At 73.6% G+C, this 19,283-nt stretch carries 2 protein-coding genes; both read right to left on the reverse strand.

Translation table 11 applies throughout. The features are described 5' to 3' along the window. The coding region (locus AQI95_RS48195) for a type I polyketide synthase (RefSeq protein ID WP_167362000.1) at nt 1-16,516 on the reverse strand (16,516 nt) is incomplete at its 3' end. Nucleotides 16,517-16,540: 24 nt separating this feature from the next. Next, nucleotides 16,541-19,283, reverse strand: a 2,743-nt coding sequence (locus AQI95_RS50010; RefSeq protein ID WP_167362001.1) for an SDR family NAD(P)-dependent oxidoreductase, incomplete at its 5' end; no start/stop codon positions are given.

Consider the following 19,283-nt stretch of genomic DNA (forward strand, 5'->3'; position numbering starts at 1 on the left):
TCTTGCGGCCCTGTGCCGCGAAGGTCTCGGTCACGGCCTGAGCCGCGTCCTCGTCACCCGCCACGACCACCGATGTCGGACCGTTGACGGCGGCGATGCCGATGCCGTCGGTCAGCAGCGGAAGCACCTCGTCCTCCGACGCCTGCACCGCGATCATCACACCACCCGTCGGCAGCGCCTGCATCAGCCTGCCACGTGCGGAGACCAGCGTGCACGCGTCGTCCAGCGACAGCACCCCGGCCACGTGCGCGGCCGCGATCTCACCGATCGAGTGACCGGACAGGAAGTCCGGCCGCAGACCCCAGCTCTCCAGCAGCCGGAACAGCGCCACCTCGACCGCGAACAGCGCCGGCTGCGCGTACTCGGTGCGGTCCAGCAGCTGTGCATCGGACCCGAAGACGACGTCCTTCAGCGGCAGTTCGAGATCCATCCGCGCGCATACGGCGTCCAGTGCGGCCGCGAACACCGGGTAGGCGTCGTACAGCTCACGCCCCATCCCCAGCCGCTGGCTGCCCTGCCCCGTGAAGAGGAAGGCCGTCTGCCGATCTCCGCCCGCCACGCCCTGCGTGACTCCCGGCGCGGACTCGCCCGCCACAAGGGCGGTCAGTGCCTCGCGGTACTCCTCCGGCGCGTTCGCGACGATCACGGCACGGTGGTCGAGGACCGCCCGGCCGGTGGCCAGCGAGTGGCCGACGTCCACCGGCCGCAGGTCGTCGCCCGCGGAGAGGCGGGCCAGCAGTCGCGACGCCTGCTCGCGCAGGGCGGCCTCGGTCCGCCCGGACAGGATCCACGGCCAGGTGCCGGCGGCGTCCTGCGGGTCCTCGGCCGGGGCGGCCTCGGGGGCCTGCTCCAGGATGGTGTGCGCATTGGTGCCGCTCACACCGAAGGAGGAGACGCCCGCACGGCGCGGACGCCCGGTTTCGGGCCACGCCCGCTGCTCGGTCAGCAGCTCGATGTCACCGGCCGACCAGTCGACGTGCGGGGTGGGCTCGTCGATGTGCAGGGTCTGCGGGAGCATCCCGTGCCGCATCGCCAGCACCATCTTCATCACACCCGCCACGCCCGCCGCGGCCTGCGTGTGACCGATGTTCGACTTCACGGAGCCGAGGAGCAGCGGTCGGCCCTCCTCGCGCTCCTGGCCGTACGTGGCCAGCAGCGCCTGCGCCTCGATCGGGTCGCCCAGCTTCGTACCCGTACCGTGGGCCTCGACGGCGTCGACCTCCGCGGCCGACAGCCCCGCACTCGCCAGGGCCGCACGGATCACCCGCTGCTGGGACGGGCCGTTCGGGGCGGTGAGCCCGTTGCTCGCACCGTCCTGGTTCACGGCCGAACCCCGGACCACCGCGAGGACCGGGTGACCGTTGCGCCGAGCGTCCGACAACCGCTCCACGAGCAGCATGCCGACACCCTCACCCCAGCCCGTACCGTCCGCAGCAGCCGCGAAGGCCTTGATCCGGCCATCGGCGGCCAGACCGCCTTGCCGGGCGAACTCCACGAACGCACCCGGCGTCGACATGACGGTGACACCACCGGCGAGCGCGATCGAGCACTCACCGCTGCGCAGCGCCTGCACCGCGAGGTGCAGGGCCACGAGCGAGGCGGAGCAGGCCGTGTCGACGGTGACCGCCGGACCTTCGAGACCGAACACGTAGGAGAGGCGGCCCGAGACGACACTGGCGGAGTTGCCGGTGCTCATGAAGCCGTCGCCGCCGTCGGCGGAGTTCAGCACGAGCGACAGGTAGTCCTGGCCGTTCGTACCGACGAAGACGCCCGCCTGGGTGCCGCGCATCGACGACGGGTCGATGCCGGCCCGCTCGAAGGCCTCCCAGGAGGTCTCCAGCAGCAGCCGCTGCTGCGGGTCCATGGCGACGGCCTCGCGCGGCGAGATCCCGAAGAAGGCCGGGTCGAACTGGGCGACGTCGTAGAGGAATCCGCCTTCGCGGGCGTACGAGTCCTCCTGTTCGGACCGCGGCCCGAACAGCTCGTCGGCGTCCCAGCCGCGGTCGGCCGGGAACTCCCCGATAGCGTCACTGCCGGCGGCCAGGAGCCGCCACAGGTCCTCGGGGGTGCGGACACCGCCGGGGAAGCGGCAGCTCATCGCGACGATGGCGATCGGGTCGTCGTCTGCGGCGGCCACGATCGCGGGCGCGGAGGCGGCCGCCACTTCCTCGGTGCCGAGCAGTTCGCCCCGCAGGTACTCGGCGAGGTCCGCGGAGGTCGGGTAGTCGTAGATCAACGTGGCCGGGAGGCGCAGCCCGGCGGCGGCACCGAGGCGGTTGCGCAGCTCGACCGCGGTCAGCGAGTCGAAGCCGAGCTCCTTGAACGCCCGCCCCGCACCGACGCTTTCCACACCGCTGTGACCGAGGACCGCCGCGACCTCCTTGCGGACGAGGTCCAGGAGGAGCCGGTCCCGTTCGGCGGCGGAAAGGCCCGCCAGCTGCTGCGCGAGCCCGTGCCGGCTCTCCTCGACCAGCGGTGCGGCGAACGCAGCGCGTGCTTCGGGGAGTTCGGCGAGGAGGTTGCCGGGGCGCACAGAGGTGAAGCCGGGAGCGAAGCGGTCCCAGTCCACGTCCACGACGGAGACGACGGTGTCGTCGGCCGCGAGGGCGCGTTCCATGGCGGTGACGGCGGACTCCGCGTTCATGGGCGGTACGCCGCCCCGCCGCATCCGCGCGTCCAGCGCCCCGTCGGCGGCCATGCCGCCCTCGGCCCACGGACCCCACGCGATAGACGTCGCGGCCAGCCCGGCGGCCCGCCGCTGCTCGGCAAGGGCGTCCAGGTAGGCGTTGGCGGCGGCGTAGTTGGCCTGACCGGCTGTGCCCCAGGTTCCGGTGACGGAGGAGAAGAGCACGAAGGCTTCGAGCTCGATGCCCAGCTCAAGGGTCAGCTCGTGGAGGTTGAGCGCGGAGGTGGCCTTCGCCCGCAACACACTCTCGAACCGCTCGGGCGTGAGTGCATCCAGCACACCGTCGTCCAGGACACCGGCCGTGTGCACGACCGCGGTCAGGGTGTCGGCCTCGGCGGCCAGCAACTCCCGCAGCGCCTCCCGGTCCGAAGCATCACAGGCGACCACGGACACATCGACACCCAGCCCGGCCACCAACTCAGCCACACCCGGAGCATCCGAACCACGACGGCTGGTCAAAACCAGACGCTCAACACCCGCACCCGCCAGCCAACGAGCCACCCGGCCACCCAGCGCACCCGTACCACCGGTCACCAGAACCGTCCCGGAAGGCACCCACGCGCCCTCGGCCCTTGCAGCACGCACCAGACGACGACCGAACACACCAGAAGACCGCACAGCCACCTGGTCCTCGACACCACCCAGAACCGCAACCAGCCGACCCATGGCCCGCTCGTCCCACACCTCCGGCAGATCGACCAGACCACCCCAACGCTCCGGAACCTCCAAAGCCGCAACCCGACCCAGACCCCACACCTGAGCCTGAACCGCAGACACCAGACGATCGGAGCGACCCACGCCCACAGCACCACGGGTCAGACACCACAACGGCGCCCCCACCCCGGCGTCACCGAGCGCCTGCACCAAAGCCACCGTCGGCAGAACACCCGCAGCCTCATCCAGCGCCAGCAACGACACCACACCAGCCACAGACCCAGCACCAGCACCAGCACCAGCACCAGCCAGCAGCTCGGCCAGCCCCGCACGATCCGCACCCGGCTCCACCACAACCCGACGCACCCCAGCGCCACACCCGGCCAGCGCCTCCACCACAGCCGAGTCATCCACACCCGCAGCAGGCACCACGACCAACCACTCGCCGTCCAGCACACCGGCAGGTGCCGTCGTCAACGGCTTCCACGACACCCGGTAACGCCAACCGTCCACGTCCGACCGGTTGCCCACGTCATTGCGGCGCACCAGCACCGCCTCCGGCCAGTACCGCCGACGCTGGAAGGCGTACGTCGGCAGGTCGACCCGAACCTCACCGGTCCCCAGCACCGCGGGCCAGGCAACGGCGAGACCGCGTACCTGGCTCCGGGCCAGAGCGGTCATGACGGTCTCCGGCTCGGGGCGGCCCTTGCGAACGAGGGGAACGAACGCCGCCCCGTCTTCGCTGAGGCACTCCGCGCCCAGAGCGGACAACACGCCGTCGGGGCCGAGTTCGAGGTACGTCGACACGCCCGCGGCCTCAAGCGCCCGCATCCCGTCGAGGAAGCGAACCGCCTCACGGACGTGACGCACCCAGAACTCCGCCGAACCCATCTCGTCCGAGACCAGCGCACCCGTCAGGTTGGAGACGACCGGGATCCGCGGGGCATTGAGCTCCAGCCCCGCCACGACCTCACGGAAGTCCTCCAGCATCCCGTCCATGTGCGGCGAGTGGAACGCATGACTGACCGTCAGCCGCTTGCTCTTACGACCGGCGAAAGCCTCCACCACGGCCAGCGCAGCATCCTCGTCACCCGCGACCACGACAGACACCGGCCCATTGACCGCAGCAATGCTCACCCGATCGGTCAGCAGCGGCAGGACCTCGTCCTCCGACGCCTGGAGGGCGATCATCACACCACCCGACGGCAACGCCTGCATCAACCGACCACGGGCAGCGACGAGCCGGCACGCGTCCGGCAGCCCGAACACACCCGCAACATGCGCGGCGGCGATCTCACCGATGGAGTGCCCGGACAGGAAGTCCGGCCGCAGACCCCAGCTCTCCACGAGCCGGAACAGAGCCACCTCGACCGCGAACAACGCGGGCTGCGCGTACTCGGTACGGTCCAGCAGCTCCGCGTCCGACCCGAACAGGACCTCCTTCAGCGGCACGTCCAGATCGAACCAGCCGCACACCTCGTCCAAGGCATCCGCGAACACCGGGAAGGCGGCATACAACTCACGCCCCATCCCCAGCCGCTGGCTCCCCTGCCCCGTGAACAGGAAGGCGGTCTTCCCGCCCACCGGCGAGCCCTTCACCAGCCCGGCCGCCGGTGCTCCCTCGGCCAGGGCGGTGAGACCGGCGAGCAGACCTTCCCGGTCCGTGGCGACGACCGCCGCCCGCTCCTCGAACGCCGACCGGCCGGTCGCCAGGGTCCTGGCGACATTCGTCAGCCGCAGCTCGGGGTCGGTGAGCAACCAGGCGCGCAGGCCGTCGGCCTGGGCTCGAAGGCCCGCCTCCGTCTTCGCCGAGACGACCACCGGCAGCAGGGCCGGGCCCTCGGCGGTCGGCTCCGCCGCCACCTGCGGCGCCTGCTCGATGATGGTGTGGGCGTTGGTTCCGCTGAAGCCGAACGACGAGATGCCCGCACGGCGCGGGCGACCGGTCTCCGGCCAGGCCCGCTGCTCGGTCAGCAGCTCGATGTCCCCCGCCGTCCATTCGACCTGCGGAGAGGGCGCGTCGATGTGAAGGCTCTCGGGCAGCACACCGTGCTGCATGGCCAGCACCATCTTGATCACCCCGGCCACGCCGGCGGCGGCCTGCGTGTGACCGATGTTGGACTTGATGGAGCCGAGGAGCAGCGGTCGGCCGTCCGCGCGGTCCTGGCCGTACGTGGCCAGCAGGGCCTGCGCTTCGATCGGGTCGCCGAGCGTCGTCCCGGTGCCGTGGGCCTCGACGGCGTCGACCTCCGCGGCCGACAGCCCCGCACTGGCCAGAGCGGCCCGGATCACGCGCTGCTGCGAGGGACCGTTCGGGGCGGTGAGCCCGTTGCTCGCACCGTCCTGGTTCACGGCCGAACCCCGGACCACCGCGAGGACCGGGTGACCGTTGCGCCGAGCGTCCGACAACCGCTCCACGAGCAGCATGCCGACACCCTCACCCCAGCCCGTACCGTCCGCAGCAGCCGCGAAGGCCTTGATCCGGCCATCGGCGGCCAGACCGCGCTGGCGGCTGAACTCGATAAACGTCCCCGGGGTGGACATCACGGTGACACCGCCGGCCAGCGCGATCGAGCACTCCCCGTTGCGCAGCGCCTGGACGGCCCAGTGGAGGGCCACCAGCGAGGACGAGCAGGCCGTGTCAATCGTGACCGCCGGGCCTTCGAGCCCGAACACGTACGACAGTCGGCCGGACACCACACTGGCGGCGTTACCCGTGCCCAAGTGGCCCTCAAGGCCAGCCGGTTCCTCGAGCAGGACGGAGAGGTAGTCCTGCCCGTTGGTGCCTACGAAGACACCGGCCTGACTGCCGCGCAGCGTCTCGGGGTCGATCCCGGCCCGCTCGAAGGCCTCCCAGGAGGTCTCCAGCAGCAGGCGCTGCTGCGGGTCCATGGCGACGGCCTCGCGCGGTGAGATCCCGAAGAAGTCGGCGTCGAAGTCGGCGGCGTCGTAGAGGAATCCGCCTTCACGGGCGTACGAGGTGCCCTGGGCTCCGGGGTCGGCATCGTACAGGGCGTCGAGGTCCCATCCACGGTCCAGGGGAAGGTCCGAGATCGCATCGGTGCCGGAGGCCAGCAACTGCCACAGCTCCTCGGGGGTGCGCACACCACCCGGGAAGCGGCAGCTCATGGCGACGATGGCGATCGGGTCTTCGTCCACGGCACCGATCACGGCACCGGTCTCCTCGGTCTCGGTACCCAGGAGTTCGGCACGCAGGTGGGCGGCGAGAGCGGCCGGCGTCGGGTAGTCGTAGACGAGCGTGGCCGGGAGTCGCAGCTCGGTCGCAGCACCGAGGCGGTTACGCAGCTCGACCGCGGTGAGCGAGTCGAACCCGATCTCACGGAAGGCCCGTCCGGCTTCGACGTCCTCGGCACCGGAGTGCCCCAGGACCTCGGCGACCTGCGTACGCACGAGGCCGAGGAGGAACGGCTCGCGGTCGCCCTCGGCCATCCCCCGGAGCTGTGCGACGAGCGTCGAGGCCGAACGCCCGGTACGGTCGCCCGCGCTCTGCGCACTCCGGACGAGGACTTCGACCTCGGGCAGGTCGGCGAGCAGCCGGCCCTGGCGCACGGCGGTGAAGCCGGGTGCGAACGCCGCCCAGTCGAAGTCGGCGATGGTCAGTGCCGCTTCGTCGGCGCCGACGGCCTGGCGGAACGCCGTGATCGCGAGATCGGCGTCCATCGGCGGTACGCCGCCGCGCCGCATCCGGGCTTCGAGGGCCTCGTCAGCGGCCATGCCGCCCTCGGCCCACGGACCCCACGCGATGGACGTCGCGGCCAGCCCGGCGGCCCGCCGCTGCTCGGCAAGCGCGTCCAAGTAAGCATTCGCCGCAGCGTAGTTACCCTGACCGGCCGAACCGATCGTGCCACTCATGGAAGAGAAGAGCACGAAGGCTTCGAGCTCGATCCCCAGCTCAAGCGTCAGCTCGTGGAGATTGAGCGCGGAGGTGGCCTTCGCCCGCAGCACGCTCTCGAAGCGTTCGGGCGTGAGCGCGTCCAGCACACCGTCGTCCAGCACACCGGCCGTGTGCACGACCGCGGTCAGGGTGTCGGCCTCGGCGGCCAGCAACTCCCGCAGCGCCTCCCGGTCCGAAGCATCACAGGCGACGACGGACACATCGACACCCAGCTCAGCCACCAGGTCAGCCACACCCGGAGCATCCGGACCACGACGGCTGGTCAAAACCAGACGCTCAACACCGGAAGCAGCCAGCCAACGAGCCACCCGGCCACCCAGCGCACCCGTACCACCGGTCACCAGAACCGTCCCCGACGGAGACCAGGAACCCCCAGCCCCTGCCGCACGCACCAGACGACGACCGAAGACCCCAGACGACCGCACAGCCACCTGGTCCTCGACCCCACCCAGGACCGCAACCAGCCGACCCATGGCCCGCTCGTCCCACACCTCCGGCAGATCGACCAGACCACCCCAACGCTCCGGAACCTCCAGAGCCGCCACCCGACCCAGACCCCACACCTGCGCCTGAACCGCAGACACCAGACGATCGGAGCGACCCACACTCACAGCACCACGGGTCAGACACCACAACGGCGCAGTCACCCCGGCGTCACCGAGCGCCTGCACCAGGGCGGCCGTCGGCAGAACACCCGCAGCCTCATCCAACGCCAGCAACGACACCACACCAGCCACCGAACCGGCACCATCCAGCAGACCTGCAAGACCCGCACGGTCCGTACCCGGCTCCACCACAACCCGGCGCACCCCAGCGCCACGCCCGGCCAGCGCCTCCACCACCGCCGTGTCATCCACACCCGCAGCAGGCACCACGACCAACCACTCACCCGACAGCCCGGCACCCACTGTGCCCTCCGTCAGCGGCTTCCACGACACCCGGTAACGCCAGCCATCGACCTCCGACTGCTGCTCCGCCTGACGGCGCCATGCGGAGAGTGCCGGGACGAGTTCGCCGAAGCTCGCGTCGTCGTCGACCTCCAGCTCCGCGACCAGCGAGGCGAGATCGCCGCGCTCGACGGCGTCCCAGAACCGGGCGTCGACCGCGTCCACCGCGAAAGCGGGGGCGTTCGCCCCGTGGGAGAGGACGGGCTCGGGCCAGTAGCGCTGCCGCTGGAAGGCGTACGTCGGCAGGTCCACCCGTCGGGCGCCCGTACCGGCATAGAAAGCGGACCAGTCGACGGTCACACCGCGCACATACGCCTGGGCCAGAGCCGCCACCACGGTCTCCGCCTCCGGCCGCCCCGCCCGCAGCACCGGCACGAACCCGGCAGACACAGCGCCCGTCACGCACTCCTGCGCCAGCGCCGACAGCACACCGTCCGGCCCCAGCTCGACGAACGTCGACACACCAGCAGCCTCAAGCGCCCGCACCCCGTCGAGGAAGCGGACGGCTTCGCGGACGTGCCGCACCCAGAACTCCGCCGAAGCCATCTCGTCCGAGACCAGCGCACCGGTCAGGTTGGAGACGACCGGGATCCGCGGGGCGTTGAGCTCCAGCCCCGCCACGACCTCACGGAAGTCCTCCAGCATCCCGTCCATGTGCGGCGAGTGGAACGCGTGACTGACCGTCAGCCGCTTGCTCTTACGACCGGCGAAAGCCTCCACGACCGCCAGCGCGGCGTCCTCGTCACCTGCGATCACGACCGACAGCGGCCCGTTGACCGCGGCGACGCTCACACGCTCGGTCAGGTGCGGCAGAACCTCGTCCTCCGACGCCTGCACCGCGACCATCACACCACCCGACGGCAACGCCTGCATCAGACGGCCACGCGCAGCCACCAGCACACACGCGTCCTCCAGCGACAACACACCCGCCACATGCGCGGCAGCGACCTCACCAATGGAGTGACCGGCGACGAAGTCCGGGACCACACCCCACGACTCCAGCAGCCGGAACAACGCCACCTCGACCGCGAACAACGCCGGCTGCGCATACTCCGTACGGCCCAGAACGGCCGCATCGTCGCCGAACAGCACCTCCTTCAGCGGGACATCCAGATCGATCCGGGCACACACCGCGTCCAGCGCATCCGCGAACACCGGGAAGGCGTCGCACAGTTCGCGCCCCATCCCCAGCCGCTGACTGCCCTGCCCCGTGAACAGGAACGCCAATCCGCCCCCGGACACCGTGCCCTGGACCAGGCCCGGGACCTGCTCGCCCGCGGCCAGGGCCTCCAGGCGGCCGAGCAGCGTCTCGGGGGCCGTGGGCTCGCCGAGGAGGACCGCGCGGTGTTCCAGGGCGGCCCGGTGCACGGCCAGGGTGTGGCCGAGGTCGAGGGCGCCGCGGGTTCCGGCAGTGGCGACCAGGTCGGTCGCGGTCGTACGCAGGTGGTCGGCCTGGGCGCGCAGGGCGGCCGCGGTGCGGCCGGAGACGAGCCACGGGAGGACGGCCGGTAGCGGGTGCCCCGCAGGGACCGGCTCGGGCCGGTTCTCCTCGTCGGCCCCGCGCGGTGCCTGTTCGATGACGGCGTGGGCGTTGGTGCCGCTGTAGCCGAAGGAGGAGATGCCGGCGCGGCGCGGGCGGCCGGTCTCGGGCCAGGCCCGCTGCTCGGTCAGCAGCTCGATGTCACCGGCGGACCAGTCCACGAACGGCGTCGGCTCGTCGACGTGCAGGGTCTGCGGGAGCACCCCGTGCCGCATCGCCATGACCATCTTGACGACGCCGGCGACGCCGGCGACGGCCTGGGTGTGTCCGATGTTGGACTTGACCGAGCCGAGCAGCAGGGGCCGGTCCTCCGGCCGGTCCTGGCCGTACGTGGCCAGCAGGGCCTGGGCTTCGATCGGGTCGCCGAGCCTGGTGCCCGTGCCGTGCGCCTCGACCGCGTCGACGTCCCCGGCGGTCAGACCGGCGTCGGCGAGGGCCTCGCGGATGACGCGCTGCTGGGAGGGGCCGTTGGGGGCGGTGAGGCCGTTGCTCGCGCCGTCCTGGTTGATCGCGGTGCCACGGACGACGGCGAGGACGGGGTGGCCGTTGCGGCGGGCGTCCGAGAGCCGCTCCAGCAGGAGCAGGCCGACGCCTTCGGCCCACACGGTGCCGTCTGCGGCGGCGGCGAAGGCCTTGATCCGGCCGTTCTGGGCGAGGCCGCGCTGGCGGCTGAACTCGGTGAACGCTCCGGGCGTGGACATGATCGTCACGGCGCCCGCGAGGGCCATCGAGCACTCGCCGCGGCGCAGGGCCTGGGCGGCGAGGTGCAGGGTGACGAGCGACGAGGAGCAGGCCGTGTCGAGGGTGACCGCGGGCCCTTCGAGGCCGAAGGTGTAGGAGATGCGGCCGGAGACGACGCTGGCGGCGTTGCCGGTGCCGAGGTGGCCTTCCAGGCCGTCGGCGTCGTTCAGCCACAGCTGGAGGTAGTCCTGGGCGTTGGAGCCGACGAACACGCCGGTACGGCTGCCCCTCAGGGCGGTCGGGTCGATGCCGGCCCGCTCGAAGGTCTCCCAGGTGGTCTCCAGCAGCAGGCGCTGCTGCGGGTCCATGGCGAGGGCCTCACGCGGGGAGATACCGAAGAACGCGGCGTCGAACTCGGCGGCCTCGTGGAGGAAACCGCCCTCGCGCACGTAGCTGGTGCCCTCGCGGTCGGGGTCGTCGCTGTAGAGGGTGTCGAGGTCCCAGCCGCGGTCGGCGGGGAAGTCGGTGATGCCGTCGCGGCCTTCGGCGAGCAGCTCCCACAGGTCCTCGGGGCCGCGGACGCCGCCGGGGAAGCGGCAGCCCATCGAGACGATGACGATCGGGTCGGCGTCGGCGTCGCCCGGCCCGAGGGCCGGACGTCCGGCGCCGGGCGCGCCGTTCCCGGTGCCGTCGGCCAGGTCGCCGATCAGCTCCTCGCGCAGGTGTTGGGCGAGGGCCGTCGCCGTCGGGTAGTCGAAGACGAGGGTGGCGGGCAGGCGGCGGCCGGTGGCCTCGCCGAGCATGTTGCGCAGCTCGACGGCGGTGAGGGAGTCGAAGCCGAGTTCCTTGAAGGAGCGGCCCGGCTCGACGGAGGCGGCGCTCGGGTGGCCGAGGGCCGCGGCGACCTGCTTGCGTACGAGGTCGAGGACGGCGCGGTCCTGCTCGGCGGCCGGGAGTCCGGCCAGGCGCTGTCGCAGACCTGAGGCGCCGGCGGCCGCGGACGCGCCGCCCGCCGATCGGCGTGCGGGGACCCGTACGAGGCCGCGGAGCAGCGGCGGCAGGTTTCCCGCCTGGGCCTGGGCGCGCAGGCCCGCGGGGTCGATGCGCATCAGGACGGGCGCGGGCTCGTCGATCCCGTGGGCGAGGTCGAAGAGGTCGAGGCCCTCCGCCGTGGTGAGCGGGGGCAGACCGGCGCGGGTCATGCGGCTGATGTCGGCGTCGGTGAGGCTGCCGGCCATGCCGCTGCCGTCGGCCCACAGCGCCCAGGCCAGGGAGGTGGCCAGGAGGCCCAGCGAGCGGCGGTGCTGGGCGAGGGCGTCGAGGAAGACGTTGGCGGCGGCGTAGTTGCCCTGGCCGGCGCCGCCGAAGACACCGCCGATGGAGGAGAACAGCAGGAACGCGGAGAGGTCGAGGTCCCGGGTCAGCTCGTGCAGGTGCCAGGCCGCGTCGGCCTTGGGGCGCAGGACGGCCGAGAGGCGCTCGGGGGTGAGGGAGGCGATCACGCCGTCGTCGAGGACGCCCGCGGTGTGGACGACCGCGCCGAGGGGGTGTTCGGCCGGTACGGAGGCCAGGACCGCGGCCAGCGCGTCGCGGTCGGCGACGTCGCACGCGGCCCACGTCACCGAGGCGCCCGCGTCGGTGAGTTCCGCGGCGAGCTGCTGTGCTTCGGGGGTGGTTCCGCCGCGGCGGCCGACGAGGAGCAGGTGGCGCACGCCGTGCTCGGCGACGAGGCGGCGGGCGACGAGTCCGCCGAGGAGGCCGCCCGCGCCGGTGATCAGTACGGTCGATCCGGGTGCGTACGCGGGGTGGCCGGGGCGGGTCGTCGGTTCGTCGGCGGTGTCCCGGGCGACTCGGGCGAGGCGCCGGGCGTGCAGGGTGCCCGCCCGTGCGGCGAGGTGCGGCTCTCCTGAGGCGAGGGCGGCGGGCAGTGCGCGGGCGGATGCGGTGGTGCCGTCGGTGTCGACGAGCAGCAGCCGGTCGGGGGCTTCGGCCTGGGCCGAGCGCAGCAGGCCGAGGACGGCGGCGTGCACCGGGTCGGTGACCGCGTCGGGGGCGGTGGTGGCCGCATCGGCAGGGGTGACGGCGACCGCGCCGCGGGTCAGGACGACCAGGCGGCTGGTGGCGAACCGGTCGCCGGTGAAGGCGTCGTCGCCGAGCCAGGTCTGGGCGAGGGCGAGGGCGTGGTGCGCGGCCCGGTGCAGGGCCTCGGCGGAGGGTTCCGGCGCTGCGGGGTCCTGCGAGGCGGAGCCGGCCTGTCCGTAGCCGACGAACACGGCGTCCGGTACGGGCGCTCCGGCGTCGACGGCGGCCGCCAGCCCGGCGAGGTCCGCGTACCGGTCGATGCCCTCGGCGCGGAGGGCCGCCGGGACCTCGGTGCCCACGACCGCCCAACGGCCTTCCGGCACGGGGGTCGTGTCGGCGGGCTGCGCGAGCTCCGTCCAGACGGTGCGGAACACCGACTCGTGGTGGGCGGTGCGGGCCGCCCGGACCTGCTCGGCCGACACGGCCCGCAGGACGAGGGAGTCGACGTCGGCGACGGGCGCGCCCGTGGCGTCCGCGATCTCCAGGCGTACGCCGTCGCCGCCCTTGGGGGTGAGGCGTACGCGCAGGGCGTCGGCGCCGCCGGCGTGGAGGGTGATGCCGCTCCAGGCGAAGGGGAGGCGGCCCTCGCCCTCGGTGCCGCCCAGGACGCCGAGGCCGAGGGTGTGCAGGGCGGCGTCCAGCAGGGCGGGGTGGAGGCCGAAGTCGCCTGCCGCCGAGGCGTTCTGCTCGGGGAGGGCGACCTCGGCGTAGACGCTGTCGCCGTGGCGCCAGGCGGCGGTGAGGCCGCGGAAGGCCGGGCCGTAGCCCATGCCGACCTCGGCGAGGTCGGCGTACAGGCCGTCCGTGGGGAGGGGTTCGGCGCCGGCCGGGGGCCACTGGCCGGCCGTGAGGGGCGCCGGGGCGGGGGCCGCCGTGGGAGCGAGGACGCCGCCGGCGTGGCGGGTCCACGGCTCGTCGGAGGAGCTGTCCTTCGCGCGGGAGGAGAGGGTGAAGGCGCGTCGCCCGCTTCCGTCGGCGTCGGGGGCGCTCACGTGCATCTGGAGCTGTACGCCGCCCCGTTCGGGCAGGACGAGCGGGGCTTCGAGGGTCAGCTCCTCGACGAGGCCGCAGCCGAACTGGTCGGCGGCGCGGATCGCGAGGTCCACGAAGGCGGTGCCGGGGAGCAGGATGCTGCCCATGACCTTGTGGTCGGCGAGCCAGGGGTGGGCGGCGGCCGACAGCAGGCCGGTGAAGAGGAAGCCGTCGGATTCGGCGAGGGCGACGGCCGCGCCGAGGAGCGGGTGCGCGGCCTCCTCCAGGCCCGCCGCGGTGACGTCCCCGGCGCGGGTGCCGGGCTCGATCCAGTAGCGCTGCCGCTGGAAGGCGTAGGTGGGCAGGTCGTCGACGCGGCGGGCGCCGGTGCCGGCGTAGAAGGCGGTCCAGTCGACGCGCAGGCCGTGGACGTGGGCCCGGGCGAGGGCGGTGACGAGGGTCTCCGCCTCGGGGCGGCCCTTGCGCAGGGCGGGAACGAAGACGGTGTCCTCGGCGGTGACGCAGTCCTGGGCGAGGGCCGACAGGACACCGTCGGGACCGAGTTCGACGTAGGCGCGGACGCCGGCGGCTTCCAGGGCGCGGACACCGTCGAGGAAGCGGACGCCGTCGCGGACGTGCCGCACCCAGAAGTCGGGCGAGCCCATCTCGTCGGTGACGAGGGCGCCGGTGAGGTTGGAGACGACCGGGATGCGCGGCGTGTCGAACGACAGTCCCGCCACCACCGCACGGAAGTCCTCCAGCATCCCGTCCATGTGCGGGGAGTGGAAGGCGTGACTGACGGTGAGCCGTTTGGTCTTGCGGTCGGCGAACTCAGCGGTCACGGCCAGCGCCGCGTCCTCGTCACCGGCGATGACCACCGACTGCAGCCCGTTGACGGCGGCGATGCCGACGCGGTCGGTCAGCAGCGGCAGGACCTCGTCCTCCGACGCCTGGACGGCGATCATCACACCGCCGGACGGCAGCGCCTGCATCAACCGGCCGCGGGCCGCCACCAGCGTGCACGCGTCCTCCAGCGAGAGGACACCCGCGACATGCGCGGCCGCGATCTCGCCCACGGAGTGACCGGACAGGAAGTCGGCCCGCAGGCCCCAGGACTCGACGAGCCGGTACAGCGCCACCTCGACCGCGAACAGTGCGGGCTGCGCGTACTCCGTACGGTCCAGGACGGCCGCATCGTCGCCGAACAGCACCTCCTTCAGCGGCACTTCGAGCTCGAGCCGCTCGCACACCGCGTCCAGCGCGGCCGCGAAGGCCGGGTGGGCGGCGTACAGTTCCCGGCCCATCCCGAGGCGCTGGCTGCCCTGGCCGGTGAACAGGAAGGCGGTCTTCCCGCCCACCGGCGAGCCCTTCACCACGCCCGACGCGGTACCGCCCTCCGCCAGTGCGGCGAGTCCGGCCAGCAGGCCCTCGCGGTCCGTGGCGACCACGGCCGCCCGGTCCTCGAAGGAGGCCCGGCCCACGGCCAGGGTCCGGGCGACGTCCACCGGATGCTGCCCGGTGTGCTCGCCCGCGTGGGCGAGGAGGCGCTCGGCCTGGGCGCGCAGGGCGTCCCCGCCCTTGGCCGAGAGCAGCCACGGCACGACCGGCGCGGCCGCGGACGTCGGCGCCGGCTCCGTGGTCCGGTCGGACTCCGGGGCCTGCTCGATGATGGTGTGGACGTTGGTGCCGCTGACGCCGAAGGCGGAGACGCCGACGCGGTACGGGCGGCCGGTCTGCGGCCACGTCCGCTGCTCGGTGAGCAGGGAGACCGCTCCGGCGGACCAGTCGACGTGCGAGGTCGGCTCGTCGACGTGCAGGGTCTTGGGCAGCACCCCGTGCCGCATCGCCATGACCATCTTGATGATGCCGGCGACACCCGCGGCGTTCTGGGTGTGTCCGAGGTTGGACTTCAGGGAGCCGAGCCACAGCGGCCGGCCCTCGGGGCGGTCCTGGCCGTACGTGGCCAGCAGTGCCTGGGCCTCGATGGGGTCGCCGAGGGTGGTGCCGGTGCCGTGGGCCTCGACGGCGTCCACGTCGGCCGCGGTCAGGCGGGCGGATTCGAGGGCCTGGCGGATGACGCGCTGCTGGGCGGGGCCGTTGGGGGCGGTGAGGCCGTTGGAGGCGCCGTCCTGGTTGACGGCGGAGCCGCGGACCACCGCGAGGACGGGGTGGCCGTTGCGGCGGGCGTCGGAGAGCCGCTCGACGAGGAGGACGCCGACGCCCTCGGACCAGCCGGTGCCGTCCGCCGCCTCGGCGAAGGACTTGCAGCGGCCGTCGGCGGACAGGCCGCGCTGGCGGCTGAACTCGACGAAGACCTCCGGTCCGGCGAGGACGGTGACGCCCGCGGCCAGGGCGAGCGAGCACTCCCCCTGCCGCAGGGCCTGGACGGCCATGTGCAGGGCGACGGAGGAGGACGAGCACGCGGTGTCGATGGTGGCGGCGGGGCCCTCCAGGCCGAAGACGTAGGCGAGACGGCCCGAGACGACGCTGGAGGCGGTGCCGGTGAGGAGGTGTCCCTCGACACCCTCGGGCAGCTCGCCCGAACCGGCACCGTAGGCGTTGGCGGACGCGCCGACGAAGACACCGGCGCGGCTGCCGCGCAGGGTCGCCGGGTCGATCCCGGCCCGCTCGAAGACCTCCCAGGTGGTCTCCAGCAGCAGGCGCTGCTGGGGGTCCATGGCGAGGGCCTCGCGCGGGGAGATCCCGAAGAAGGCGGGGTCGAAGTCGGGGGCCTCGTAGAGGAATCCGCCGTCGCGGGCGTAGGTGGTGCCGGGGTGGTCGGGGTCCGGGTCGTACAGCGACTCCAGGTCCCAGCCTCGGTCGGCCGGGAAGCCGGAGATGGCGTCGCCGCCGCTCTCCACGAGCTCCCACAGGTCCTCGGGCGAGCTGACTCCTCCGGGGAAGCGGCAGCTCATGCCGACGATCGCGATGGGTTCGCGGGAGGCGTCGGTGAGCTCCTGGTTCCGGCGGCGCAGCCGCTCGGTTTCCTTCAGGGAGGCCCGCAGTGCTTCAACGACTTTTTCGTCAGGGGTGGTCATCACTTACTCCGCACTTCGGGCACGTCAGAAGTTGCTGTTGCTGGTGGTGTTGCCGGGAGGGGTGTCGTCGTCAGGACGGTCTCCGCCGTCCAGCGCGAGGTCGAGGAGGCCCTGGAGGTCCATCTCGTCGATGGAGTCGAGGGAGTCAAGGGAGTTCGGGGAACCGCTCGCCGCGTCCCCGTCGCCGGCTCCGTGACCGGACTCTCCGACCGGGGTGCCGGGTCCCGCGAGGCGCAGGAGCGTGTCGAGGAGCCCGGCCTCGCGGATCCGGCCGAGGGGGATCGTGGCGAGGGTCCGCCGCAGCTCCACGTCCTGTGGGTCGGTGTCGAGGTCCGCGCCGGACGCCCCGGCTCCGGCGCCGCCCGAGCCGCCCTCGGGGAAGAGGGTGCGCAGCAGGTGCCGGGTGAGGGCCTGCGGGTTCGGGTAGTCGAACACCAGGCTGGACGGCAGCCGCAGGCCGCAGGCGGCGCCGAGCCGGTTGCGCAGCTCGACCGCGGTCAGCGAATCGAAGCCCAGGTCCTTGAAGGCCCGGTCGGCGGCGACGGCGTCCGCGGAGGGGTGTCCGAGGGCGGCCGCGGCGTGTTCGCGTACGAGGTCCAGCAGGGCGGTGTCCCGGTCGTCGCCGGAGAGTCCGGCCAGCCGGGCCAGGACGGCCTCGGACGGATCGGCGGCCGCGGCTCCGGCGGCCCCGCCGGCGGGTTCCTGGGCGAGCAGGGTCGCGCGGACCTCGGGCAGGTCGGCGATGAGGGGGCGGGGCCGGGCGGCGGCGAAGACCGGCGCGAAGCGGGTCCAGTCGACGCGGGCCGCGGTGACGGCGGCGTCCCGGCCCGCGAGGGCGCGTTCGAGGGCGAGCAGGTTGGTTTCCGGGGCGACGGGCGGCAGCCCGCGCCGGCTGAGCTGCTCCTCGGCGTCGCCCTCGGTGGCCATGCCGCCGTCGGCCCACGGGCCCCAGGCGACCGCGGTGGCCGCGAGCCCGCGGGCCGCACGGCGCTCGGCGAGCGCGTCGAGGAAGGTGTTGGCCGCCGCGTACGCGCCCTGTCCGCCGCCGCCCCAGACGCCGGCGATGGAGGAGAAGAGAACGAACGCGTCGAGGGAGTCCGGCGTGTCGAACAGGGCGTCCAGGTGGACGGCCCCGGCGGTCTTGGCGGTGACGACCCGGGCGAAGCCGGGCAGGTCGGTGCCGGTGCCGGGCGGCTGGGAGGCGCCCGCGGCGTGCACGACGGCGCGGACGGGGGTGCCGTCGGCCGCCAGGCCCGCGACGAGGGCGGCCAGGGCGTCCCGGTCGGTGACGTCGCAGGCGGCGAGGGTCACGGCCGCGCCGAGTGCTTCGAGTTCCGCACGGACCCGGTCGGTGCCGGGGGCGTCGGCGCCGCTGCGGCTGACGAGCACGAGGTGCTGTGCGCCCCGCTCGGCGAGGCGCCGGGCGACGTGCCGGCCGAGGGCGCCGGTGCCGCCGGTGATGAGGACGGTGCCGCACGGGGTCCACCGGGGGGCGGGGCCGCCTGCGGCGTTCGCGGGGGCGTGGACGAGGCGCCGTACGAGGGCACCGGCGGGGCGGAGCGCGAGCTGGTCCTCGTCGCCGCTGCCGGTGAGGGCGGCGGCCAGGCCGGCCAGGGTGCGCTCGTCGCAGGTGCCGGGCAGGTCGACCAGTCCGCCCCAGCGGTCGGGGTGCTCCAGGGCGAGGACCCGGCCCAGGCCCCAGACCTGGGACTGGGCGGCGCCGTCGAGCGGGTCCCCGGGGGCGGCGGCGACGGCATCGCGGGTGACGCACCACAGGGGGGCGTCACCGCAGCCGGTCCGCCCGGCCTCCGGACCGGTGAGCGCCTCGGCGAGGGCGGCGGTGAGGGCGAGCCCGACGGGCACCGCGGGGTGCTCGGGGTGGGGTCGCTCGTCCAGCGCGAGGAGCGACAGGACCCCGCGCACCGGTGCGGCGTCGGTCGCGTCGCCGTGCCCGAGCCGCTCGGCCAGGCGCGCCCGCAGGACCGCCGGGTCGGTGTCGGCCGTGTCGAGGGGCAGGGTCAGGAGGCGGGCTCCGTCGGCGGTGAGCCGGTCGGTCAGCGCCCGCACCCAGGGGTCGTCCGCCCCGGCGGCGGGGACGGGCACCACCCAGGTCCCGGCCGGGGCGGTGCCGGCGTCCGGGCCGGTGCGGGACAGGGGCTGCCAGACGACACGGTAGAGGAGGGCGTCGGCCTGCTCCTGCGCCTGCTGCTCGCGCCGCCAGGCGGACAACGCGGGCAGGACCGCGCCGATCGGCTGGTCGGCGCCGGCTTCGAACTCCCCGGCGAGGGCGCTCAGGTCACCTCGTTCGACGGCTTCCCAGAACCGGGCGTCGGCGGGGGTTTCCTGGGCGGGGGCGGCGGCGCCGTGGGCGGCGGGCTCGGGCCAGTGGCGTACGGACTGGAAGGCGTAGGTGGGCAGGTCGAGCCATCGGGCGGCGCCGCCGGCGGTGGTGGCCCAGTACGCCCTCCAGTCGAGCGGGACACCGCGGGTGAAGGCGTGGGCGAGGGCCCCGGCGAGGGTCTCGGTGGCGGGGCGCCCGGCGCGCAGGGCGGGCAGGAAGGCCGCGGTGGTGTCGGTGGTGCAGTCCTGGCCGAGGGCCGACAGGACGCCGTCGGGGCCGAGTTCGAGGTACGTGGTGACCCCCGCGGCCTCCAGGGCACCGATCCCGTCGGCGAAGCGGACGGCTTCGCGGACGTGGCGGACCCAGAACTCGGCGAAGCCCATCTCGTCGGAGACCGGCGCACCGGTCAGGTTGGACACGACCGGG

It is taken from the genome of Streptomyces yokosukanensis, assembly GCF_001514035.1.
GTDB classification, from domain to species: domain Bacteria; phylum Actinomycetota; class Actinomycetes; order Streptomycetales; family Streptomycetaceae; genus Streptomyces; species Streptomyces yokosukanensis.